General features: G+C 73.4%; 21 protein-coding genes. 7 read left to right on the top strand and 14 right to left on the bottom strand.

The window, feature by feature from the left end:
- Positions 1–26: 26 nt before the first annotated feature.
- The 9 genes from ACBR40_RS23335 to ACBR40_RS23295 all read right to left on the bottom strand — a co-directional run bounded on the left by ACBR40_RS23335 (position 27) and on the right by ACBR40_RS23295 (position 10,841).
- On the bottom strand, positions 27–788 hold the full coding sequence (locus tag ACBR40_RS23335) for an MOSC domain-containing protein (RefSeq protein WP_344209232.1): 762 nt from the start codon (positions 786–788) through the stop codon (positions 27–29).
- Between the two features lie 123 nt (positions 789–911).
- A complete protein-coding gene (locus tag ACBR40_RS23330; RefSeq protein WP_344209234.1) occupies positions 912–1,853 on the bottom strand; it encodes a sigma-70 family RNA polymerase sigma factor in 942 nt (313 codons plus the stop codon).
- A 67-nt stretch (positions 1,854–1,920) separates the two neighbouring features.
- Complete coding sequence (hutI, locus tag ACBR40_RS23325; RefSeq protein ID WP_371250101.1) at positions 1,921–3,108, bottom strand: imidazolonepropionase; 1,188 nt, start codon at positions 3,106–3,108, stop codon at positions 1,921–1,923.
- A 66-nt stretch (positions 3,109–3,174) separates the two neighbouring features.
- A complete protein-coding gene (locus tag ACBR40_RS23320; RefSeq protein WP_371250100.1) occupies positions 3,175–4,500 on the bottom strand; it encodes a formimidoylglutamate deiminase in 1,326 nt (441 codons plus the stop codon).
- Positions 4,491–5,681: an allantoate amidohydrolase gene (locus tag ACBR40_RS23315; protein ID WP_371250099.1), complete on the bottom strand. Its 1,191-nt coding sequence runs from the start codon at positions 5,679–5,681 to the stop codon at positions 4,491–4,493. Before ACBR40_RS23315 ends, ACBR40_RS23320 begins: the two co-directional genes overlap by 10 nt.
- A 26-nt stretch (positions 5,682–5,707) precedes the next feature.
- Positions 5,708–6,394: an SDR family oxidoreductase gene (locus ACBR40_RS23310; RefSeq protein ID WP_344209242.1), complete on the bottom strand. Its 687-nt coding sequence runs from the start codon at positions 6,392–6,394 to the stop codon at positions 5,708–5,710.
- 66 nt (positions 6,395–6,460) lie between these two features.
- Entirely contained in the window at positions 6,461–7,333 is an 873-nt protein-coding gene (locus tag ACBR40_RS23305) for a MurR/RpiR family transcriptional regulator (protein ID WP_344209244.1), read from the bottom strand.
- Between the two features lie 66 nt (positions 7,334–7,399).
- On the bottom strand, positions 7,400–9,049 hold the full coding sequence (gene hutU / locus ACBR40_RS23300) for a urocanate hydratase (protein ID WP_371250098.1): 1,650 nt from the start codon (positions 9,047–9,049) through the stop codon (positions 7,400–7,402).
- Positions 9,050–9,113: 64 nt separating this feature from the next.
- Entirely contained in the window at positions 9,114–10,841 is a 1,728-nt protein-coding gene (locus ACBR40_RS23295) for an ABC transporter ATP-binding protein (RefSeq protein WP_371250097.1), read from the bottom strand.
- Positions 10,842–11,106: 265 nt separating this feature from the next.
- Between ACBR40_RS23295 and ACBR40_RS23290 the strand changes: the two genes are divergently transcribed.
- The 3 genes from ACBR40_RS23290 to ACBR40_RS23280 all read left to right on the top strand — a co-directional run bounded on the left by ACBR40_RS23290 (position 11,107) and on the right by ACBR40_RS23280 (position 15,214).
- Positions 11,107–12,483: a DUF4331 domain-containing protein gene (locus ACBR40_RS23290; protein ID WP_371250096.1), complete on the top strand. Its 1,377-nt coding sequence runs from the start codon at positions 11,107–11,109 to the stop codon at positions 12,481–12,483.
- 149 nt (positions 12,484–12,632) lie between these two features.
- Complete coding sequence (locus ACBR40_RS23285) at positions 12,633–13,832, top strand: tetratricopeptide repeat protein (RefSeq protein WP_371250095.1); 1,200 nt, start codon at positions 12,633–12,635, stop codon at positions 13,830–13,832.
- Positions 13,829–15,214 (top strand): nickel/cobalt transporter, encoded by a 1,386-nt coding sequence (locus ACBR40_RS23280; protein WP_371250094.1) that lies wholly within the window; start codon positions 13,829–13,831, stop codon positions 15,212–15,214. Before ACBR40_RS23285 ends, ACBR40_RS23280 begins: the two co-directional genes overlap by 4 nt.
- Positions 15,215–15,219: 5 nt before the next feature.
- On the opposite strand, the gene ACBR40_RS23275 is transcribed toward ACBR40_RS23280, so the two are convergent.
- Complete coding sequence (locus tag ACBR40_RS23275) at positions 15,220–15,966, bottom strand: hypothetical protein (RefSeq protein WP_371250093.1); 747 nt, start codon at positions 15,964–15,966, stop codon at positions 15,220–15,222.
- Positions 15,953–16,465, bottom strand: coding sequence for a SigE family RNA polymerase sigma factor (locus ACBR40_RS23270; RefSeq protein ID WP_371250092.1), 513 nt, complete (start codon positions 16,463–16,465; stop codon positions 15,953–15,955). The genes ACBR40_RS23275 and ACBR40_RS23270 overlap by 14 nt, the downstream gene beginning before the upstream one ends.
- Before the next feature lie 141 nt (positions 16,466–16,606).
- On the opposite strand from ACBR40_RS23270, the gene ACBR40_RS23265 reads away from it, so the two are divergent.
- Genes ACBR40_RS23265 through ACBR40_RS23255 form a run of 3 tightly spaced genes read left to right on the top strand, consistent with a single transcriptional unit; the run spans position 16,607 to position 18,923 of the window.
- Positions 16,607–17,497, top strand: a complete 891-nt coding sequence (locus ACBR40_RS23265; protein ID WP_371250091.1) for a hypothetical protein — start codon at positions 16,607–16,609, stop codon at positions 17,495–17,497.
- A gap of 59 nt (positions 17,498–17,556) precedes the next feature.
- On the top strand, positions 17,557–18,132 hold the full coding sequence (locus ACBR40_RS23260; RefSeq protein WP_344209262.1) for a PadR family transcriptional regulator: 576 nt from the start codon (positions 17,557–17,559) through the stop codon (positions 18,130–18,132).
- Positions 18,132–18,923 (top strand): SGNH/GDSL hydrolase family protein, encoded by a 792-nt coding sequence (locus ACBR40_RS23255; RefSeq protein ID WP_371250090.1) that lies wholly within the window; start codon positions 18,132–18,134, stop codon positions 18,921–18,923. The genes ACBR40_RS23260 and ACBR40_RS23255 overlap by 1 nt, the downstream gene beginning before the upstream one ends.
- Here ACBR40_RS23255 and ACBR40_RS23250 read toward each other — a convergent pair.
- Genes ACBR40_RS23250 through ACBR40_RS23240 form a run of 3 tightly spaced genes read right to left on the bottom strand, consistent with a single transcriptional unit; the run spans position 18,890 to position 20,779 of the window.
- Entirely contained in the window at positions 18,890–19,243 is a 354-nt protein-coding gene (locus tag ACBR40_RS23250; RefSeq protein ID WP_371250089.1) for a hypothetical protein, read from the bottom strand. The two genes, ACBR40_RS23255 and ACBR40_RS23250, sit on opposite strands and share 34 nt — an antisense overlap.
- Positions 19,240–19,998: a hypothetical protein gene (locus ACBR40_RS23245; RefSeq protein WP_344209268.1), complete on the bottom strand. Its 759-nt coding sequence runs from the start codon at positions 19,996–19,998 to the stop codon at positions 19,240–19,242. Before ACBR40_RS23245 ends, ACBR40_RS23250 begins: the two co-directional genes overlap by 4 nt.
- 52 nt (positions 19,999–20,050) lie before the next feature.
- Positions 20,051–20,779 carry a FadR/GntR family transcriptional regulator gene (locus ACBR40_RS23240; protein ID WP_371250088.1) on the bottom strand — a complete coding sequence of 243 codons (729 nt, stop codon included), beginning with the start codon at positions 20,777–20,779 and terminating at the stop codon, positions 20,051–20,053.
- Positions 20,780–20,879: 100 nt separating this feature from the next.
- On the opposite strand from ACBR40_RS23240, the gene ACBR40_RS23235 reads away from it, so the two are divergent.
- Positions 20,880–22,238 (top strand): glutamine synthetase family protein, encoded by a 1,359-nt coding sequence (locus ACBR40_RS23235; RefSeq protein ID WP_371250087.1) that lies wholly within the window; start codon positions 20,880–20,882, stop codon positions 22,236–22,238.
- Position 22,239 lies beyond the last annotated feature (1 nt).

The raw sequence follows: 22,239 nt of genomic DNA, 5'->3' as shown, positions 1-22,239 counted from the left end.
TGAAAAGGGAGATGCGCAATCGGCGGTCAGCCGAGGCGTACGGGGTCGCCCTTCCTGATCCGGCCGGGGTGCGCCACGCGGGCGTACACGCCGGCGCAGGGCTGCGGGTCCGTGCCGAACACCGGCACCCGGTTGTGCCTGGCGACCGTGCGCAGCGCGTCGGGATCGCGTTCCAGCGCGCCGTGCGCGAGCGTGGGCACGGCGCAGCGCGGGCTGGCGACGATGACCTCCAGCACCACGTCCGCGCCGACGCGCAGCCGCCGGCCCACCCAGTCGTTCTCGGGGAAGCCCTCTCCCTCGGTCGCGATGACGAGGTTGGGCCGGTAACGGGCGGCCTCGACCCGTCCGCGCGGGCCGAGCGCGCCGATCCTGTCCAGGGCGGCGGTCGTGATCAGGTGGATCGGCGCGAAGTCGAAGAACGTGCCGGGGGGCGCGCCCGCGCCCAGCGTGCCCACCGTGTACGGGACCTCCGCCTCGATGCCCTCGGCCAGCACCCGCTCCGGCACCGACCGCTCCAGCTCGGCGCCCTCCGGCGGCACGTCGATCAGCCGCACCTCGCGCCCGAGCAGCCGCGACAGCTCCTCGTCGCCGGGCGGGGCCGCGCCGTCCAGGGTGAGCAGGTCCCGCCAGAGCCGGGGGTTCTTGGCGCTGGCGATCTTGCCGGTGGCGACGTCGAGCACCGCCCGCGCCCGGTCGCCCGCCAGGCCGCGCTCGTCCACCTCGCTCTCCGCGAGCTCCTCGCCGAGCAGCGATTTGACCGGATAGCGGCGCAAAGTCTGGAGGTGCACGCGACCCAGCCTAGGGCCCGGCCCCCATCAGGAAGCCGGGCACGACCGTCACCGGATCAGGTGGCCGTCAGGCCGAGGTGGCCGTCAGGCGGCGGCGGGTCAGGCGGCGGGTCAGGCGGCGGGTCAGGCGGCGGCGGTCGCCATCTTGCGCAGGCGGGCCAGGGCGTCGCGCTCGATGCGGCGGGCCCGGTCACGGCCGATGCCGTAACGCTCCCCCACCTCGGTCAGCGTGTGCTCGCGGCCGTCGACCAGGCCGTAACGCCAGCGCAGCATCTCGCTCGTCGGCCCCTCCAGCCCGGTGAGCCACTGGTCCAGCCGCTCGCGCTCCAGGATGTCGATGGCCTGCTGCTCGGGGTCGGCCCACGTCTCGTCGGCGATCATGTCGCCCAGCTCGGTCTCGTCCTCGTCGCCCACGCCGAGCTGCAGCGACACCGGGTCGGAGGCCCAGCGGCGCAGCTCGCGCACCCGCTCGATCGGCAGTTCGAGGATGTCGGCGAGGTCGTCGTCGGTCGGCTCGACGTCGAACTCGGCGAGCATGTCACGCCGCACCCGCATGAGCCGGGTCATCTGCTCCCCCGCGTGCGTGGGCAGCCGCACCGGCCGCGCCTGCTCGTGGATGGCCCGCCCCACCGACTGCCTGATCCACCACGTGGCGTAGGTGGAGAACTTGTAGCCCCGCCGGTAGTCGAACTTCTCCACCGCCCGCACCAGGCCCAGATTGCCCTCCTGGACCAGGTCGATCAGCGGCATCCCCCGGCCGGAGTACTTCCGCGCCACCGCCACCACCAGGCGCAGGTTGGCCTGGATGAACTCGTCCTTGGCGCGCCGGCCCGAGATGGCCAGCCGCTCCAGCTCCTCGTCCGCCGCGTCCCCGATGCGCGGCTCCGAGCCCCCGCTGTCGAGCAGGTGCTCCGCGAACAGTCCCGCCTCGATCCGCTTGGCGAGCTCCACCTCTTCCTCCGCGGTGAGCAGCGGGACGCGGCCGATCTCGGCCAGGTACGTCCCCAGCAGATCGCGGTCCGCGACGTGCTGCTCCTGCGTGCGACTCCCCGTAGGCCTTGCCATCCCCTGGCACCTCGTTCCGCAGCTGCGTCCTATACCCGGCCAACGAGCGGCACCGGGCAAAGATTCCCTAAAGCGCTACGACCGAGGGAGGGTTCTGGATGTCCTCCTGAAGGAGGAGACCACCCTGGAAGACCTGGTGGACCAGGGGGACGCCGGGACGGTAGGCCAGGTGGACGTAGGACGGGGCGTCGAGCACGACCAGGTCGGCGCGGGCGCCGGGACGCAACCAGCCTACGTCCGTGCGCCGCAGCGCGCGCGCCCCGCCGTACGTGGCCGCCCGGATCGCCTCCAGCGACGTCATCCGCATCTCGCGCACCGCGAGCGCCACGCAGAACGCCATCGACGAGGTGTAGGACGACCCCGGGTTGCAGTCGGTGGCGAGCGCCACGGTCACCCCGGCGTCGAGCAGCCGGCGCGCGTCAGGGTACGGCGAGCGCGTCGAGAACTCCGCCCCCGGCAGCAGCGTCGCCACCGTCCCCGACCCGGCGAGCGCGTCCACGTCGGCCGCCGTGAGGTGCGTGCAGTGGTCGGCCGAGGCCGCGCCCAGCTCGCAGGCGATGCGCACCCCCGGCCCCTCGCCGAGCTGGTTGGCGTGCACCCGCACGCCGAGCCCGGCCCGCCGGCCGGCGGTCAGGATCTCCCGCGTCTGGTCGCCGTCGAAGGCCCCGCGCTCGCAGAAGACGTCCACCCACCGCGCGAACGGCGCGCACGCCGTCAGCATCTCCCCGGCGACCAGCCGTGTGTAGTCGTCGGCGTCCACGCCCTCCGGCACGACGTGCGCGCCGAGGAAGGTGGTCTCGTCGGTGAGCGCGGTGGCGAGCTCCAGGGAGCGGCGCTCGTCCTCGACGGTCAGGCCGTAGCCGCTCTTGATCTCGACCGTGGTGGTGCCCTGCCTCGCCATCTCGCGGACCAGCGCGAGGGCGTGCGTGGCCAGCTCGGCGTCCCCGGCGCGGCGGGTGGCGGCGACGGTGGTCCTGATGCCGCCGCCGGTGTACGGCTCGCCGGACATGCGGGCCTGGAACTCGGCCGTGCGGTCGCCCGCGAAGATCAGGTGGGCGTGGGAGTCGACGAAGCCGGGGATGACGGCCCGCCCGGCCACGTCCACGCGCTCGTCGGCGCCTCCCGGGGCCTCGGCCGCCGGGCCCAGCCAGGTGACCGCGCCGTCCTCGACGAGCAGCGCCGCGTCCTGGATCTCCTCGCGTTCGGGGTCGCCGGTGTAGAGCAGCCCGATCCCGTCGAACAGGGTCGCGGTCATGGCAGGGCTCCGATTCTCGATGGGTCGGGTTCTCGATGGGTCGGGTTCTCGATGGGTCGGGTGTGGTCAGCGCAGGGCTCTGATGGCCTCGGACAGCAGCGCGCCGGCGTCGCCGAGCACGTGCCGCCCCTCGGTGACCACCCGCCGCCCGCCGGAGACGACGGAGTGCACGTCGGCCGCCGTGGCCGCGAACACCACGGCCTCCAGCCCGGTCGCGCCCGCCGTGCGCACGCTGTCGAGGCGTACGGACACGAGGTCGGCCCAGGCGCCCGGGACGAGCAGGCCCGCGTCGGGGAAGCCGAGCGAGATGTGGCCCGCGCAGGTCGCGGCGGACAGCAGGTCGGTAGCGCTCCAGTGGCCGCGCCGGCCGCTCGCGAGGCGCTGGTCCAGCTCGACCGCCCTGGCCTCCTCGAACAGGTCGACGACCGCGTGGCTGTCGGAGCCGAGGGTGATGGCCGCGCCCCGGTCGGCGAGCTCGCGGGCCGGGCCGATGCCGTCGGCGAGGTCGCGCTCGGTCGTGGGGCACATGCACACCGCCGTGCCCGACTGGGCGAGCAGCTCCACGTCCACGTCGGTGAGGTGGGTCGCGTGCACGGCGGTCGAGCGCGGCCCGAGGACGCCGTGCTCGTGCAGCACGCCGACCGGGGTCGCGGCGTACATCTCGACGCAGGCCGCGTTCTCGGCCCGCTGCTCGGAGACGTGCGCGTGGAGCGGCGCGGCGTGGTGGCGGGAGAACTCGGCGACGTGCGGCATCTGCTCGGGCGGCACCGCGCGGACCGAGTGCACGGCCGCGCCGATCTCCACGTCGGGCTGCCCCTCGTAGGCGGCGGCGAGTGCGTCCGCGCGGGCCGCCCAGCGCTCGGCGTCGCCGTCGCCGAAGCGGACCTGCGGGCCGGACAGGGGGGCGCCGATGCCGCCGGTCAGGTAGCAGGTGTCGAGCAGCGTCACGCGCAGCCCGGCCGCGCGGGCGGCCTGGACGAGGGCGTGGCCCATCGCGTTGGGGTCGTCGTACGGCGTGCCGTCCGGCCCGTGGTGCAGGTAGTGGAACTCGCCCACGCAGGTCACCCCCGCCAGCGCCATCTCGGCGTAGACGGCGGTGGCGAGGCGCAGGTAGGAGTCGGGGTCGAGGCGGGCGGCCACCTCGTACATGCGCTCGCGCCAGGTCCAGAAGTCGCCCTTGCCCTCCTGCGCGACGCCGCGCAGCGCCCGGTGGAAGGCGTGGGAGTGGGCGTTGGCCAGGCCGGGGACGGTGAGCCCGGCCAGCCGCTCGGCCCCGGGCGGCGGCGGCCCCTGGCCGATCCTGGTGATGCGGTCGCCCTCGACGACGACGAGCACGCCCTCGGCGACGCCGTCGGGCAGCCATGCCTGCTCGCACCAGTACGTCAGCGACACAGATCCTCCAGCACGTCCGCCAGCGCCACCACTCCCGCCTCGCAGTCTGCCTGCTCGGCATGCTCCTCAGGGCTGTGGGACACGCCGGTGGGATTGCGGACGAACAACATCCCGGCCGGCACCCCCGCCGCCGCCAGGATGCCCGCGTCGTGCCCGGCCCCCGTGGGCAGGACGGGCGCGGGCGTGCCGCCGCCGCCCACCACCCGGGCCAGGCGGTCCCTGAGCGCCGGGTCGAAGCCGACGACCGGCGTCCAGGACTCCTCGCTCACCTCGTGGCCCCCGGCCAGCTCGGCCAGCTCGGCCACCAGGGCGCGGACGTCGTCCTCGGCCGGGCCGCGGGCGTCCAGCCAGGCGGCCACGTGGCCGGGGACGGCGTTGGCGTTGCCGGGACGGACGCGTACCTTGCCGACCGTCGCCACCACCCCCCGCCGCTCGGCGGCTGCCCGGGCGGCCAGCACCATGCGGGCGAACGGCAGCATCGGGTCGTCGCGGTCGGCGAGCCTCGTGGTGCCCGCGTGGTCGGCCCTGCCGCGGAAGTCGAAGCGCCAGCGGCCGTGCGGCCAGATGGCGGCGGCCACGCCCACCGGGCGTCCGTGGGCGACCAGGCCGCGGCCCTGCTCGACGTGGAGCTCCACGTACGCGCCGACGCCGGCCAGCGTCTCGTCGTCGCGGCCGACCGACTCCGGCCTGCGCCCCGCCCTCTTCAGGACGTCGGCGAGGGTGTCGCCGTCGTCGTCGGTGAGCGCGAGCGCCCGTTCCGGTTCGATCGCCCCGGTGAGCAGCCGCGACCCCATGCACGGCACGCCGAACCTGGCGCCCTCCTCGTCGGTGAAGCACACCACGCCGAGCGGCCTGCCTGGGGTCCCGCGCTCTTTGAACAGGCCGCGCTCCCTCAGCAGGTCGAGGGCGGCGAAGGCGGAGACGATCCCGAGCGGGCCGTCGTACGCGCCGCCCTGGCGCACCGAGTCGAGATGGCTGCCGGTCACGACGCCGGGGCTCCGCGACGGGTCGCCCCACCAGGCCCACAGGTTGCCGTTGCGGTCCTCCCGCAGGTCGAGGCCGCGCCGGGCGGCCTCACCCGCGAACCACTCCCGGAGCTCCATGTCCGCCGGCGACCAGGCGTCCCTGACGTAGCCGCCGGTCGCCGCGTCTCGTCCTATGTGCGTGAGTGGTTCGAGCATGGCCCCACTGTAGTGAATGGATCCATTCAGTTGACCGGGCCGGCCGCGGGACGCAGCGTCAGCTCGGTGAGATGGGCGTCCGGCCCGGCGTTGACCGCCGCCATCACGGCGCGCGCCACGCTCTCGGCGGTCAGGTATTTGTCGGCCTCGAACGGGCCGCCCTCGTACGCGCGGACCTGGTGCTGCATGTCGGTGGCGATCCGGCCCGGATAGACGGTCGTGACCCGCACGTCGCGCTCCTCCTGCCGCAGCGCGTCGGCGAACGCCTTCAGCGCGAACTTGCTGGCCGCGTACGCCGCCCAGTGCGGGTTCGCGCGCTGGCCCGCGCCGGAGTTGACGCACACCACCTGCCCCTTGGCGCGCCGCAGCGCGGGCAGCAGCAGCCGGGTCAGCTCGGCGACGGCGACGACGTTGACCTCGAACATCTCCCGCCACACGGCGGCCGGCTGCTCGGCGATCAGCCCCATGCGGGTGATCGCGGCGCTGTGCACGAGCAGGTCCAGCCGCTCGACGCCGGCCACGTCGGCCTCGGTGACCCCGGTCAGCTCCACCGGCCACGGCCGCGCGTCGGGCAGCTCCGCCGCCACGGCGGCCAGCGCGCTCTCGTCCCGGCCGCCCAGGATGACGTGGTGAGTGGGCCCGAGAGCCCTGGCGACGGCCGCGCCGACACCTCGGGAAGCGCCGGTGACCAGCGCCGTCGGTCGTTCAGTCATGGAGATCAGCATATTGACCCGCCCGCCCGCCGGCCGCGCCTCCCGCGCGGCCGGCGGGCGGGCGGGTCATCCGGTGAGGTGCCCGTCGCTGCCCGCGAGGGGCGGTGGCGGGTCGCCGGGGAGGAACGTGCCGGTCTCGTCGGTCATGCGTTCGTACTCCTCCAGGCGGGCCCTGGTGCGCAGCGGCGCCGCGTCGGCCATGGCCTCCACCAGGGCCATCGCCAGCAGCAGCGGGGCCGCGTGCGAGTCGAACACGAGCCGGTCGCCGACGGGCGCGTCCAGCACCACCTCAGCCGGGAAGCCGGGCTTGTCGGTGATCGCGGCCACCCGGTAGCCGAGCTTCTCGGCGTACTCGAGGGCCTGCACGGCCTCGCGCGGGTAGCGCGGCAGCACCACGGCCACCAGCCATTCCGCGCCCGCGCGGCGGCAGGCGTGCAGGCCGTCGGCCAGCTCGGAGCCGCCGTGCGTGAGCAGGCGTACGTCGGGGTGGATGCGGCGGGCGTAGTCGGCGAAGGTGGTGGCCAGGCCGCACGAGACGCGCAGCCCGACCACCGGCAGCGGCTCGGTGGCGGCCAGCTGCTCGCCCAGCTCCTTCAGCGGGAACGCGCTCAGGCGCTCGCGCACGACGGCGAGGTTGCGGATCTCGACGTCGATCGCGCCGCGCAGCAGGCTCTCCTGCGGCTCTCCCGTGCCGGTGCTGCCCAGCACGAGCGGGCGCAGCGCCTGGCGCAGCTCCGGGTAGCCGCCGAAGCCGAGGACCATGGCGAACCTGGTGACCGACGGCTGGCTGACGCCGGCCCGTTCGGCCAGCTCGACGCTGGACAGGAAGATGGCCTCGTCGAGGTTCTCGCTGAGGTAGTGGGCGATCCTGCGCTGCACCGGGGACAGCCTGCGGCCGTTGAGCAGCACGTCGAGTCCGCCGAGATATCCGTCCGCCACGCCTCCTCCAACGTCTCCCGCCCTTCGTTCTCATCCCGCAGGGCTCATTCCACGGGAGGGCCCGGGTCAGGACTCGCGCATGGGGATGCGGACGCCGCGGGTGTCGGCGACCTCGGCGGCGCGCTCGTAGCCGGCGTCCACGTGCCGCATCACCCCCGTGCCCGGGTCGTTGGTGAGGACGCGGGTCAGTTTCTCCCGCCCCAGGGCCGTGCCGTCGGCCACCGTCACCTGGCCGGAGTGGATGGAGCGCCCGATGCCGACGCCGCCCCCGTGGTGGATGGACACCCAGGCGGCCCCGGAGGCGGTGTTGAGCAGGGCGTTGAGCAGCGGCCAGTCGGCGATCGCGTCGGAGCCGTCGGCCATCGCCTCGGTCTCGCGGTAGGGGGAGGCCACCGATCCGCTGTCCAGGTGGTCGCGTCCGATGACGATCGGCGCCCGCAGCTCGCCCGACGCCACCATGTCGTTGAAGCGCTCGCCCGCGAGGTTGCGCTCGCCGTAGCCGAGCCAGCAGATGCGCGCCGGCAGCCCCTGGAAGCGCACCTTCTCCCCCGCCGTACGGATCCACCGGGCGAGCGGCTCGTTGTCGGGGAACAGCTCCAGGATCGCCCGGTCCGTCGCGGCGATGTCGGCCGGGTCGCCGCTCAGCGCCGCCCACCGGAACGGGCCCTTGCCCTCGCAGAACAGCGGCCTGATGTAGGCGGGCACGAACCCGGGGAAGTCGAAGGCCCGCTCGTAGCCGGCCAGCCGCGCCTCGCCCCTGATGGAGTTGCCGTAGTCGAAGACCTCGGCCCCCGCGTCCTTGAAGCCGACCATGGCGGCCACGTGGCGGGCCATCGACTCCCGCGCGCGCCGGGTGAAGCCGGCCGGGTCCTTGTCGCGTTCGGCGGCCATGTCCTCGAAGGCGACGCCGGCCGGAAGGTACATCAGCGGGTCGTGCGCCGAGGTCTGGTCGGTGACGATGTCGATCTCGGCGCCGCGGGCCAGCACCTCGGGCAGGACGTCGGCGGCGTTGCCGACCAGCCCGATGGACAGCGGCCGGCGGGCGGCCCGCGCCTCCTCGGCCAGGCGCAGCGCCTCGTCCAGGGTGGCCGCCTCGACGTCGAGGTAGCGGTGCTCGATGCGGCGGGCGACCGAGCGCGGGTCGCAGTCGACGCAGATGGCGACGCCGCCGTTCATGGTGACCGCGAGCGGCTGCGCGCCGCCCATGCCGCCGAGACCGGCGGTGAGCGTGACGGTGCCGGCGAGGGAGCCGCCGAAGCGCTTGGCGGCGACCGCGGCGAACGTCTCGTACGTGCCCTGGAGGATGCCCTGCGTGCCGATGTAGATCCACGACCCGGCGGTCATCTGCCCGTACATGGTGAGCCCGGCCGCCTCCAGGCGGCGGAACTCCTCCCAGTTCGCCCAGTCGGGCACCAGGTTGGAGTTGGCGATGAGCACCCGGGGCGCCCACTCGTGGGTGCGGAAGACGCCGACGGGCCGCCCCGACTGCACGAGCAGGGTCTCGTCGCCCTCCAGCGTGGTGAGCGTCCTGACGAGCGCGTCGTACGACGCCCAGTCACGCGCCGCCCGTCCGGACCCGCCGTAGACGACGAGCTGCTCCGGATGCTCGGCGACCTCGGGATCGAGGTTGTTCTGGAGCATCCGGAGCGCCGCCTCCTGCGGCCAGCCCTTGGCGGTGATCGTCGTGCCTCGCGGCGCGCGCACGCTGCGGCCCATCGTGACCCTCCTGAATGAACACATTCATCTTTGTCACCCGCAGACTACAACGCAGCGGCGCGCGTCACCCCACGAGGAACTGGGTGGCCGCCAGCTCCCGGTAGAGGTCGTCCTCGCCGACCAGGTCGGCGTGCGTGCCGACGGCCCGTACGCCGCCCGCCTCCATCACCACGATCCGGTCGGCGCCCGTGACCGTGGAGAGCCGGTGGGCGATGACCAGCACGGTCGTCTCCCGCGCGACCTCGGCGATGACCTCGCGCAGCCGCAGCTCGTTGACCGCGTCGAGCTGCGAGGTGGCCTCGTCGAGCAGCAGCAGCCGGGGCCTGCGCAGCAGCGCGCGGGCGATGGCGACGCGCTGGCGCTCGCCGCCGGACAGCAGCACGCCGCGGTGCCCGACCGGCGTCTCCAGGCCGTCGGGAAGGCGGGACACCAGGTCGTCGAGGCGGGTGCGGGCGATGGCGCGGGCCAGCTCGTCCTCGGTGACGTCGTGGGCGGCGAAGAGCAGGTTCTCGCGGAGGGTGCCGGCGAGCACGGGGGCGTCCTGCTCGACGTAGCCGAGCGCGGCCCGCAGCTCGCCGAGCGGCCAGTCGCGGATGTCCCTGCCGCCCACGGTGATCGTGCCGCCCTGGTGCTCGTAGAAGCGCTCGATGAGGCCGAACACGGTGGACTTGCCCGCCCCCGAGGGCCCGACCAGCGCGGTCAGCCCGCCGGGCGGCACCTCGAAGGTGACCCCGTCGTGGACGAGCGGGCGGTCCTCGCCGTAGCGGAACACCACGTCCTGGAAGGTGACGCCGACCGGCTCACGGCCGTCGCCGGTCCGCTCGGCGGGCTCGGCGGGCTCGGCCGGCAGCCCCTCGATCTCCTTGATCCGCTGCATCGCGGCCAGGCCCTGCTGAAGCTGCACGCCGCCCTGGACGAGCTGCCCGATCGGCGAGACCAGGTAGAACAGGTAGAGCAGGAACGCGATCAGCGACGAGACCTCCAGCGCCCCCGAGGAGACCCGGGCCCCGCCGACCCCCAGCACGGCGAGGAAGGCGATCTGCACCGCCATGAAGGTCGCGACCCCGGCGAGCGAGGTCCAGACGGCGACCTGCAGCCCCCGGTCGCGGGCCCGGGTGGCGGCCTCGCCGACCTCGGCGATCTCCCGGTCCTCCGCGCCGCTCGCCTTGACCGTCCGGTACGCCTGCAGCGCCCGGTCCAGCACGGACCCCATCTCGCCCACGGCCTCCTGGGCCTGCGCCTGGGCCCGCTGGATGCGCGGCATGATCAGCGCCACGAGCCCGCCGACGACCACGATGACGCCGAGCGTGACGAGCAGCAGCACGCCGTCCATGGTCGCCATCATGACGATGGCCCCGACCAGCATGAACACCGCGCTGATGGACTCGACGATGCCGTTGGTGAGCACCGCGCGCAGCAGCGTGGTGTCGCCGGTCACCCGCGAGAGCAGGTCGCCGGGCTTGAGCCGGTCGACGTCGGCGACCTTGAGCCGGAGCATCCGGTCCACGAGCTTGCGGCGGGCGCCGAGCACGATGCCCTCGCCGGTGCGCTCCATCAGGTAGCTGCCGCCGGCCGAGACGACCGCGCCGACCAGCACCGCGGCGGTCAAACCCAGCAGCGGCCCGGCCATCGACCCGTTCGAGCCGAAGGCGTCCACGACGTATTTGGCCAGCAGCGGCATCGCGAGCCCCGCGACCGAGCCGATCAGCCCCAGGAACCCGCCGAGGAACAGGATCCTCCGGTACGGGCGGACGTAGGCCAATAACTCCTTGAGCACGGCATCCCCCTCCATGAACTTTCCACTGTGCGCAACGAACGAAGCGGCGCGATCCGCACCGCCCGGACAGGGTCAACCTAAATTGACGACCTAAGTATGTCAACTTCGGTTGACTTCTCCTCCTTGAGGAGGAGAAGGAACTCGTGACATCCGCGCGCACCCGGCGGACGAATAGGCCGTCGAGGAACCCGGCCGGACCTCGCAGCACCGGAACAGCACCGAACCAGCAACCGGAAAGCAACCGGTCAAGCACCGGAACAGCACCTGCGAAAGGACCACCATGGAGCTCCGGATCACCCGGCGCGCTCTGGTCGGACTCGGCCTCGCCGCAGCGGTCGCCGCGTCGTCGATGGCCGCGCTCCGCACCGACCCCGGCACCGCCTCCTCGCACCGGGAGGCCCCGAAGATCCTGGGGATGCCCCAGGTCGACAACACCGACGTGTACGCGTTCGTCAGCCCCGACAAGCCGGGCACCGTGACGCTGCTGGCCAACTGGATCCCGTTCCAGGAGCCCCACGGCGGCCCGAACTTCTACCCCTGGGACACCGCCGCCCGCTACAACATCAAGATCGACAACGACGGCGACGCCAGGACCGACCTCACCTACCAGTGGACGTTCCGCGACGAGGACAGACGCGGCAACGACACCTTCCTCGCCAACAAGGGCCCCGTCACCTCGCTGAACGACCCGGACCTGCTCTACCGCCAGCGCTACACGCTGAAGCGCGTCACGCCTCACGGCACCAGGACCCTGGTCCCGAACGGCATCGCCGCGCCCAGCAACCTCGGCCCCGCCTCGATGCCCGACTACGGCGCCCTGCGCGCCCAGTCCATCGCCGGCGTGCCGGGCGGCGGCCGGACGTTCGCCGGCCAGTCGGACGAGGCGTTCTTCCTCGACCTGCGCGTGTTCGACTTCCTCTACGGCGGCGACCTGTCGGAGGTCGGCCAGGACACCACCCGCGGCTACAACGTCAACACGATCGGCCTCCAGGTGCCCCAGAAGGACCTGGCGCTCAAGGGCGACCCCGAGCGCAACCCGGTCATCGGCGTCTGCTCGACCACCGACAAGTTCAACGGCCACAAGTACGTGCAGGTCTCGCGCCTGTGCAACCCGCTGGTGAACGAGGTCGTCGCGCCCGCCGGGCTCAAGGACGCCTACAACGCCCTCGACCCGTCCGGCGACGCCGACGTGGCCCCGCTGGTCAAGCGGGTCAACGACCCGGAGGTGGCCCGGCTGCTCCAGGCCGTCTACGGCATCAAGGCCCCCGCCACCCCGCGCGACGACCTGTTCCAGATCTTCCTGACCGGCGTCGCCAAGCGGACCGGCCCCATCAAGGCCGACCTGAACTCGCAGGTGCTGAACAAGGACGCCGGCCGGCTGCGGCCGTCCGAGATGCTGCGACTCAACATGTCGATCCCGCCCAGCAAGGACCCGAACCGGCTCGGCGTGCTCGGCGGCGACCTCCAGGGCTTCCCGAACGGCCGCCGGCTCATCGACGACGTCGTGGACATCGAGCTGCAGGCCGTGGCGGGCGCCGCGCTGAGCGGCAAGCTCGTGCCCGGCCTGACGGACAAGGTGGACAGGAACGACAAGCCGTCGCTGCAGACGTTCCCGTACATCCCGTTGCCCTCCAACGGGGCCGTCAACCAGCGATGAGTCCTCGACCGGCCGGCCCCCTCCCCGAGCCGGCCGGTCGTCCGGGGCGGCGGGCTCCTCTCCCGTCGTCCGCCGCCCTCGCGGGCCGGCCGGCCGCGCTCCCCGTCACGGCCGGCCGGCCCGCACCGTCCGACCCCGGAGCTGCCGTCATGCGCACGTTCTTCGCCGGTCTCGTCCTCCTCGGGACGATGATCTTCACGATCGCCTCCTTCTCCGCGGCCCCGTCCGCCGCGCCACCCGCCACGGCGGCCGCGCAGCCGCTCGAAACCCTCCAGGAACGGCTCAAGCGCCTCCCCCGCGACCACCGGGGCTGGGCCGAGCTCGCCTCCCAGTACGTCGACCAGGCCCGCGTCACCGGCGATCCCTCCTACTACGTCAAGGCGGAGGGCGCCGCCCGCACCGCGACCCGGCTGGCCCCCGACGACGACGCCGTGCTCACCGCGCGCGCCGCCCTCGCCGCAGGCCGGCACGAGTTCGCCGAGGCGGCGCGGCTGGCGGGGAAGGCGGTCGCGGCGAACCCGTACAGCGCGGCGGCCCACGGCGTGCTGGCCGACGCCCGCACCCAGCTCGGCGACCTGAAGGGGGCCGCGCGGGCCGTGGACCGGATGCTGGAGCTGCAGCCGGGGGTGGCGGCGTTCGCCCGCGCGTCGTACGCGGCCGAGCTGCGCGGCGACCAGGAGGGCGCCCGCCGCTACCTGGAGTACGCGCACGAGGACGCCTGGCTGCCCGCCGACCTCGCCTACGTCCGCCACTACCTGGGGGAGCTGGCCCTCCACACGGGCGACCTCGCCACCGCCAGGAGCTGGTACGCCCGCGCCCTCCAGGCCGACCCCTCCTTCACCCCGGCGCTCGCCGGCCAGGCCAGGGCGAGCGCGCTCGGCGGCGACCTCCGCCAGGCGCTCGACCTCTACCAGCGGGTCGTCACCCGCCTGCCGCTCCCCCAGTACCTGGTCGAGCAGGGCGAGGTCCAGCTCAAGGCCGGGCTGCGGCCGGACTGGACGCTGCTCGACGCCCAGCGGCGGCTGCTCGCGGCGGCCGGGGTGGGCGACGACCTGACGGCGGCCGAGTTCGAGGCCGACCACCGCGACCCGGAGCGGGCCGTCCGGTACGCGCGGGCCGAGTACGCCCGCCACCCCAACCTCGTCGCCGCCGACGCCCTCGCCTGGGCGCTGTTCCGGGCCGGCGAGCCGGAGGAGGCGCTGAAGTACGCGGAGCGGGCCACCGCGACCGGCTGGAACAACCCGCTCATCCGCTACCACCGGGCCCGCATCGAGCGCGCCCTCGGCCGGCCCGCGCGCGTGGACCCCGGCTTCGACCCGTCCCTGCCGTCCCTCGCGAGGCTCTCATGAAGGCGATCCGCTCCAGGGTGATCCGCTTCGTCCTGCTGTCCGCGCTGGCGGGCCTGCTGCTGCCGGCGCTGTTCGCGGGGCCGGCCGCGGCGCACCCGCTGGGCAACTTCACCGTCAACCACTACAACGGGCTGGTGGTCACGCCCGGCGGGATCGGCAACCTCGCCGTCGTCGACCTGGCCGAGCTGCCGACCCTGCAGGCCGGTCCCGCCGTGGACGCCGGCTACGCGGGCCGCCGCTGCGCCGCGCTGGCCGCCGCGCAACGCCTGGTCGTGGCGGGGACGGCGGTGCCGTGGCGGGTGTCGGAGGCCGGGTTCGCGTACGCGCCCGGCCTGGGCGGGCTGCGGACCAGCCGCCTGACCTGCCGCCTCACGGCCGCCGTCCGGGCCTCGGGCCCGGTGGAGTTCACCGACGCCTTCGAGCAGGACAGGATCGGCTGGCGGGAGATCAGCGCGGCGGGCGACGGCGTACGGCTGAGCGGCTCCACGGTGCCGGCCGCGAGCGTCAGCGACGAGCTGCGCGCCTACCCGGAGGACCTGCTGTCCGACCCGCTCGACCAGCGGACGGCCACGTTCACGGCCTCGGCGGGCGGGCCCGCCACGGGCGGGAGCGGCACCGCGCCCGGCGGCCTCGCGATCGGCGGGCCCGTCGGGGAGGCGTTCGCCGCCCTGGACCGGACGTTCACCGGCCTGATCGGCTCGGACGCGCTGACGCTCCCGCTCGGGCTGCTCGCCGTCGGGCTGGCCGTGGTGCTGGGGGCCGGGCACGCGCTGATCCCCGGGCACGGGAAGACGGTGATGGCGGCGTACCTGGCGGGACGCCGTGGCCGGCCGCGCGACGCGGTCGTGGTGGGGGCCACCGTGACGGCCACGCACACGGCCGGGGTGCTGGTGGTGGGGCTGGCGCTGACGGCCTTCACCACCCTCGCCGGGGAGACGGTGCTGTCCTGGCTGGGGGTGGCCGGCGGCGCGCTGATCGCCGTCATCGGTGTCCGCCTCCTCCTGAACGCCCGCCGCCCCCGCACCGGGCACGGACATGGGCACGGACATGGGCACGGTCACGGGCGGCGGGCCGGGCTCGTGGGGCTCGGGGTGGCGGGTGGCCTGGTGCCGAGCCCGTCGGCGCTGATCGTGCTGCTCGGCGCGATCGCCCTCGGCCGCACCTGGTTCGGCGTCGCGCTGGTGACGGCGTACGGCGTCGGCATGGCCGCCACCCTCACCGTCACCGGCCTCCTGCTGGTCAAGCTGGTGGACCGCCTGGAACGCCGGGCCGCCTCGGGACGCCTGGCCGCCCGCGTGTCCGGCCTGGCCCCGCTGGGCACCGCCGCGATGGTCGTGCTGCTCGGCGCGGGCCTCGCCCTCCGCTCGGCCGTCGCGCTCTGAGCGGGTCACAGGGTCGAGGTGAGCCCTTCCGCGATCCTCCTCAGCTCGGCGTTGACGGCCTCGGCGCCGGAGAACTCCTTGACGTACGAGGGACTGAACATGATCTCGGCGCGCTGCCGGTCGCCCATCCTGAGGAAGAGCGTGGGGGTGCCCTTCATGCCGTCCTCGCCCACCTCCTGGACGACGAGGTAGCCGGTGCGGTCGCCGATGGTCACCTCCTCGCCGTCGCCCTCGTCGCGGAGCCGCTGGATCCGCTCGTCGAGCTCCTGGACGGCGGCGTCCTCGTACATGTAGATCTGGACGCAGTAGAAGCCGTTCTTGTCGCCGTCGAAGTTGTACGAAGTCGAATAGCTGTCGCCGAAGTCCACCGACCAGTGCGACCATCTCAGCCCGTCGGGCAGATATCCCACCTTGACGTGCCTGAACGCCTTCCCGTCCCCCAGGTCGCCGAGCTCCGGCGGGTCGGAGGGGACCGGCGGGGTGTCGTCGATGGCGGGCGGCTCCAGCGTCGTGGCGGTCGTGGGCTCCACCACCGCCGGGGGCTCGCCGCTCGTGGCCGTCGAACCCAAGGTCACGTACCCGATGGGCGCGGCGGCGATGACGGCGGCCGTCGCGGCCAGCGCCACGCCCCTGATCCTCGTCCGCCTGCCGCCGGCGGCGCGCATGACCCGCTCCGCCAGGTCGGGCGCGGCGTGCAGTCTCGCGGTCTCGTCCGCCATGATCTGGCGGAGCTCCTCCTCAAGCGCGGGCATTCCTGATCACTCCTTCCGCTGCTTCGCGGCCGAGCGCCGAACGGAGCTTGGCCGTGGCCTTCGACGCCTGGCTCTTGACGGTGCCGACCGAGCACCCGAGGGCCTCGGCGGTCTCCGCCTCGCTGAGGTCCTCCCAGTACCGCAGGACGACCACCGCGCGCTGCCGGGGCGGCAGGGCGCGCAGCGCCTCCATGAGCACGTGGCGCAGGTCGACGTCGGTGACGCGGGCCGGTCGCTCCGGCGGCCGGTGCGTCGGGATGATGCTGAGGATCGCCCGGCGGCGGGCGCGGCTGATGGCGGCGTTGACGATGACGCGGCGTACGTAGGGCTCGGGGTTGTCGTAGCGCACCCGGTCCCAGCTCCGGTACGTGCGTTCCAGCGCCGTCTGCAGCAGGTCCTCGGCCTCTGTCTCGTCGCCGCAGGCGAGATAGGCGACCCGCAGCAGACTTGTGGCACGCGCGGCCACGAAGGCGCTGAAGTCGCGCTCCGCGCCGCTCATGGCTGTCTGTCCGATTTCACGCCTCCTAATACGCCCCGGCCGTCCCCGGCGTTGCCCGCCGGCGAAGAAAGTCTCGCGGGCAACGTTCTGGCGGTCCCAGGCGTATTGGAGATCATCACGTCGAATTCACGGAGGATCCCTATGAAGCTCGCGACCGCGCCGATCCGGCCGCTGGTCTCCCTGGGCGTCGGCCTGGCCATGGGCGCCACCGCCCTCCTGGGCGCGCCGGGGGCGGCCGCGGCGGCTCCGCCCGAGGGCGCCTACTGGCACTCCAGGTCGCTGACGACGCTCACCCATCCTTGGCGGTTCGGCTCCAAATCGGATTCCTACGCGCTGGTCCAGCGGCGGGTCTCGGAGACCTGGCAGGCGCCCGACGGCAGAACGTGGTACGGGTACCGGGAGCTCGGGGCGCTGCCGAAGAGCGCGGCGGACAGGAAGGCGTGGCAGCGTGACGGCTCCCCGTCCAAGTGGAGCGAGTCGATCGACGGCAAGACCGTGAAGCTGTCCGCCGCGCCCGCCAAGGGCAGCACGGGCCCCGTACGGGATCAGAACTACTTCTTCCTCGGGGGGCAGCACCTGACGTACGACGAGGTCCAGCGCCTGCCCGCGGACCCGGCAGTTCTGAAGGACTGGCTCAGAAGGGCGGGCCAGGCCAGCCGCGTGCCGGACTACGCCCTCGACGGCTGGGTCGCGGGGACCCTGCCGTACCTCCTGCACTCCCTTCCCGTCACGAAGGAGGTCCGCGCCGCCGCCTACCAGGCGCTGCTGACGATGCCGGGCGTCCGCGCGGACGGCCTCGCGAAGGACACGCTGGGCAGGTCCGGAGCCGTGGTCCTGATCGACAGGGCGGACAAGAAGACCAAGTCCTCGGCCAGGACCAGGCTGATCGTGGACACCGGCACGATGCTGCTGCTGTCGCGGGAGCAGAAGGCACTGAACGACGGCAAGCAGGTCCCGGGCAAGGAGCACACCGAGACCCTGGTGAAGGTCGGCTGGACCAACGACCCGCCCGCCGTCCCCGCCCTGCCCTAGCGTCACGCGCCTGCCCTGCCTATAGTCATACCCATGACTACTCATGGGCATGAGTGACGATGGCCCTCCGCCATGCCGTCCTCGCCGCCCTCCTCAGCGGCGAGCACAGCGGCTACCAGCTCACCAAGATCTTCGACGTCGGCGTCGCCGACTTCTGGTACGCCTCCCCCCAGCAGCTCTACGCCGAGCTGGCCAAGCTGGAGGCCGACGGCCTGGTGGCGGGCCGCGAGGTCGTCCAGCGGGGCCGTCCCAACAAGCGGGTGTTCAGCGTCACCGGCGCAGGCCTCGACGAGCTGGCCGCCTTCGCCGCCGCCCCGCCCAAGCCGCTGCTGCTCCGCGACGACCTGGTGGTGCGGGTGCACGCCGTGGACGCCCTCGACCCCGCCCCCGTCATCGCCCAGCTCCGCGAGCGGGCCGCGGCGGCCGCCGCCAAGCTGGCCCTGTTCGAGCGCACGCTGCTGCACTTCCGCGGCGACCTGGACGAGGAGACGTTCCTGCGCGAGGGCGAGCGCGTCGGGCCCTACCTGTCGTGCCTGGCGGGCTGCAGGCTGGAGCGGGAGATCCGCGACTGGTCTCTCGACACCGCCCGCGCGCTGGAGGAGCGCGCCGCCCGCGTCAGGAAGGAGCAGCCCTGATGTACGCCCGTTACGTCGCCCTCGGCGACAGCCAGACCGAGGGGCTCGGCGACGGCGACGACCTGCGCGGCCACCGCGGCTGGGCCGACCGCCTGGCCGAGATCCTGGCCGGCGCGAACCCGGAGCTGCGCTACGCCAACCTCGCCGTCCGGGGCAGGCTGGCCGGCCAGATCCGCGACGAGCAGTTGCCGGCCGCCCTCGCGCTGCGGCCCGACCTGGCCACGGTCATGGCCGGCATGAACGACATCATCCGGCCGGGCTTCGACCCCGCGCGGGTGGCGCAGGCGCTGGAGGAGATGTTCGCGGCCCTGACCGCCGCCGGGGCCCGGGTGGTCAGCGTGACCTTCCCCGACATCGGCGCGATCATGCCGCTGGCCCGTCCGCTGCTGCCGCGCGTCCTCGCGCTGAACGCGCGGATCAGGGACGCCGCCGCCCGGCACGGGGTGACGCTGGTGGACACCTTCGGGATGCGGTTCGTCGAGGACGCCCGGATGTGGAGCCCCGACCGGCTGCACGCCAGCCCGGAGGGGCACGCCCGCATCGCCGCCTCCGTGGCCCACGCCCTGGAGCTGCCGGGCAGCGACGGCACGTGGATGGACCCGTTCCCGCTCCTGCCGGCGGCGCCGGCCTGGCGGACGGCGGCGGAGCAGGCCCGCTGGCTGGGCTCGTTCGCGGGGCCGTGGCTCGGCCGCCGCCTGCGCGGCCGTTCCTCGGGCGACGGCCGCACCGCCAAGCGGCCCCTGCTCACCCCGGTGGATCAGTCGACGCCGGGGACGTCCTCGGCGTCGTAGTCCACGTCGCCGTCGTCGGCCCGGCGCAGCCTGATGTCCTCCAGCCACTCCCTGGCGAAGCGCCGGACCGCCCGCACGCCCTCCTCGTCCAGCCCGTACGCCTCGAACTCCTCGTCGGCGATGAGCTCGGCGAACTCCAGCCGGTCGGCCAGCTCGTGCACGGAGAAGGATTCGAGGTGCCGCCTGCCGAGGCTTTCGAGCTCTCGGAAGGAGCAGAGGGGGCGTGCGGCGGCGACCCCGGCGAGGTCGCCCGCGTGGCCGCGCTCGTGCAGCGCCCGCACCGCGAGCCCGATCTCGTCCGCGTTCACGTGCGCGTTCACGTGCGCCGGCGTGCGCGTCGCGTGGACGGCAGGTCGTGCCGCCCGGACAGGAACTCCTGGAAGGCGATCTTGGCCCGGATCGCCGGCCGCCGCCACTTCTCCTCCCTGCGCAGAGCCCGCGCCATCTTGCGCGGCGAGCGCCGGGCGAAGACCCAGCGCGCCCACGGCGACCCCGGCCGGGCCAGCCGGATCGCGCCCACCAGCAGCATGGGCGGCACGAACAGCCCGGCCATGCCGGTCCAGATCTTCCCCTTGAGCAGGGTGATCACGGCCAGCACCAGGTTGCCCACGATGAGCACGGCCGGATTGACGAGAGGCGTCCCGTAGTCCCAAGTGAGCGGCCGGAGGCCGATGAGCAGCAGGCCGGTGACGGCGACCGCGATGAAGACCGCGTCCACCGAGGTCCGCCCCTCCTCCTCCCAGTACACGTCGTGCAGGTGCAGGATCAGCGCGAACTCGTCCAGGACCAGCGCCGAGCCGACCCCGAAGACGCCCGCCGCCACCGCGTGCCCGACCTGCGAGGTGGGCGCGAGGACGATCTGCGTGACGCCGCCGACGAGCATCAGCACGACGCCGAAGACGACGTGGTGGATGTGCATCTCGCCCACGTTGACGTCACGGAACCAGCCGACCTTGGCCCTGATCAGCCGGACGTTGATGCGGGTCGCGATGAACGCCACGATGAGCATGACGAAGAAACAGAACAGCGAGAGCCGTCCCGTGGCGACGATGGTGTGCTGAAACCAATCCCCCATAACCTTAAAACGATGGTACGAGGCGATCGCCCCTACCGTGACGCGTCTTCCGTCATGCCAGGAACGCCCGCAGCAACGCGGCCGTGCCCTCCAGATGCTCGGTCATGGCGCGGCGGGCCGCGTCGGGGTCGCCCGCGAGGATGGCGTCCACGATGGCCCGGTGCTGGACGGCGGCGTGGTCCAGGTTGACCTGGAGCATCGGGATGGCGTTGAGCAGGTCGCTGACCCGGGAGCGGGCGTCGGCGCAGGCCGTGGCGAGCAGCGCAGAGCCGGTCAGCTCGGCGATGGACAGGTGGAAGGCCGTGTCGAGGCGGCGGTAGTCCTCCAGTGACGCCTCGTTGAGCTCGGCGAGCCGGCGCAGGAGCAGGGCGCGCCGCTCGCCGGCGAGCTCCATGCCGGCCAGCACCTGGGCGGCGCCGCACTCGACGGCCAGGCGGAAGGTCAGGGCGTCGGCGAGGTCGTCGTGGCCCATCTCGGCGACGGCCTGGCGCAGCTCGCGGGCGTCGGGGGCGGGCGGCTCGTAGGTGACGAACGCGCCGCCGTAGCGGCCCCTGCGCACGTCGAGGTAGCCGGCGTCGGACAGGGCGCGGATCGCCTCACGCAGGGTGACCCGGCTGATGCCGAGCCGCACGGCGAGCTCGCGCTCCGGGGGCAGCTTGCCGCCCGGCGGCACCACGCCCAGCTTGATGGCCTGGAGCAGCCGTTCCACGGTCTCCTCGAAGGCGTTGCCGGCCCGGACCGGGCGCAGCACCGTCATCAGTCGCGCCGACTCGTCCAACATGTCCTCGGGTCTTGACAGACGATCCACCATGCACATCAATGGTCTGAGACTAGCCCAATCAACGGGAAAGCGCCTCAGGCCAGATCGGAGCGACCTGAACGTGCACGAAGGCTTCCTGAGCGTGGACGAGCTGCGCGACGAGGTGAGCGCGGGCCGGATCGACACGGTGCTCCTCGCCATCGCCGACATGCAGGGCAGGTTGCAGGGCAAGCGGCTCTCGGCGCGTTACTTCCTGGACGAGGTGCTGCACCACGGCTCCGAGGGCTGCAACTACCTGCTCGCCGTGGACGTCGACATGAACACGGTCTCCGGCTACGCCATGTCGTCCTGGGACCGGGGCTACGGCGACTTCGTCATGAAGCCGGACCTCGCGACCCTGCGCCGGGTGCCCTGGCAGGAGGGGACCGCGATGCTGATGGCGGACCTGGCCTGGGAGGACGGCGGCGACGTGACCGCCTCGCCCCGCCAGATCCTGCGCCGCCAGCTCGCCCGCCTGGCCGAGCGGGACCTGGTCGCCTACGTCGGGACCGAGCTGGAGTTCGTCGTCTACGACCACTCCTACGAGGACGCCTGGAAACGCGCCTACCGCGACCTCACCCCCGCCAACCTCTACAACGTGGACTACTCGCTCCTCGGCACCGCCCGCGTCGAGCCCCTGCTGCGCCGCATCAGGCGCGACATGGAGGGCGCCGGCATGTACGTCGAGTCCGCCAAGGGCGAGTGCAACCTGGGCCAGCACGAGATCGCCTTCCGCTACGACGAGGCGCTCAGGACCTGCGACAACCACGCGATCTACAAGAACGGCGCCAAGGAGATCGCCGCCCAGGAGGGCCGGGCGATCACCTTCATGGCCAAGCCGAACCAGCGCGAGGGCAACTCCTGCCACATCCACATCTCGCTCCGCTCCACGAGCGGCGAGCCGGTGATGGCCGGCGAGGGGCCGCACGGCCTGTCGCGGCTCGGCGCCCGCTTCATCGCCGGTCAGCTCGCCTGCCTGCGCGAGCTGACCCTCCTGTTCGCCCCCAACGTCAACTCCTACAAGCGCTTCGTCCCCGGCAGCTTCGCGCCTACGGCCGTCAAGTGGGGCCTGGACAACCGGACCTGCGCGCTGCGCCTGGTCGGCCACGGGCTCTCGCTGCGCATCGAGAACCGGGTGCCGGGCGGCGACGTCAACCCGTACCTGGCGGTCGCCGCGCTGGTCGCGGCCGGGCTGCACGGCATCGACGGCGAGCTGGCGCTGGAGGACCCGTACGCGGGCAACGCCTACGACTCCGGCGCCGACACCGTGCCGGCGACGCTGCGCGACGCGCTGGCCCTGTTCGAGGGGTCGAAGCCGGCGCGTGAGGCGTTCGGCGAGGACGTGGTCGGGCACTACGCGAACAACGCGCGGGTGGAGCTGGCCGCCTACGACGCGGCGGTGACCGACTGGGAGCTGTTCCGCGGTTTCGAACGGATGTGAG

It is taken from the genome of Nonomuraea sp. AD125B (genome assembly GCF_041402765.1).
In the GTDB taxonomy this organism is placed as follows: Bacteria; Actinomycetota; Actinomycetes; order Streptosporangiales; family Streptosporangiaceae; genus Nonomuraea; species Nonomuraea bangladeshensis.
The sequence above is the reverse complement of the archived record's forward strand: the minus strand, read 5'-3'. Positions and strand labels throughout refer to the sequence as shown.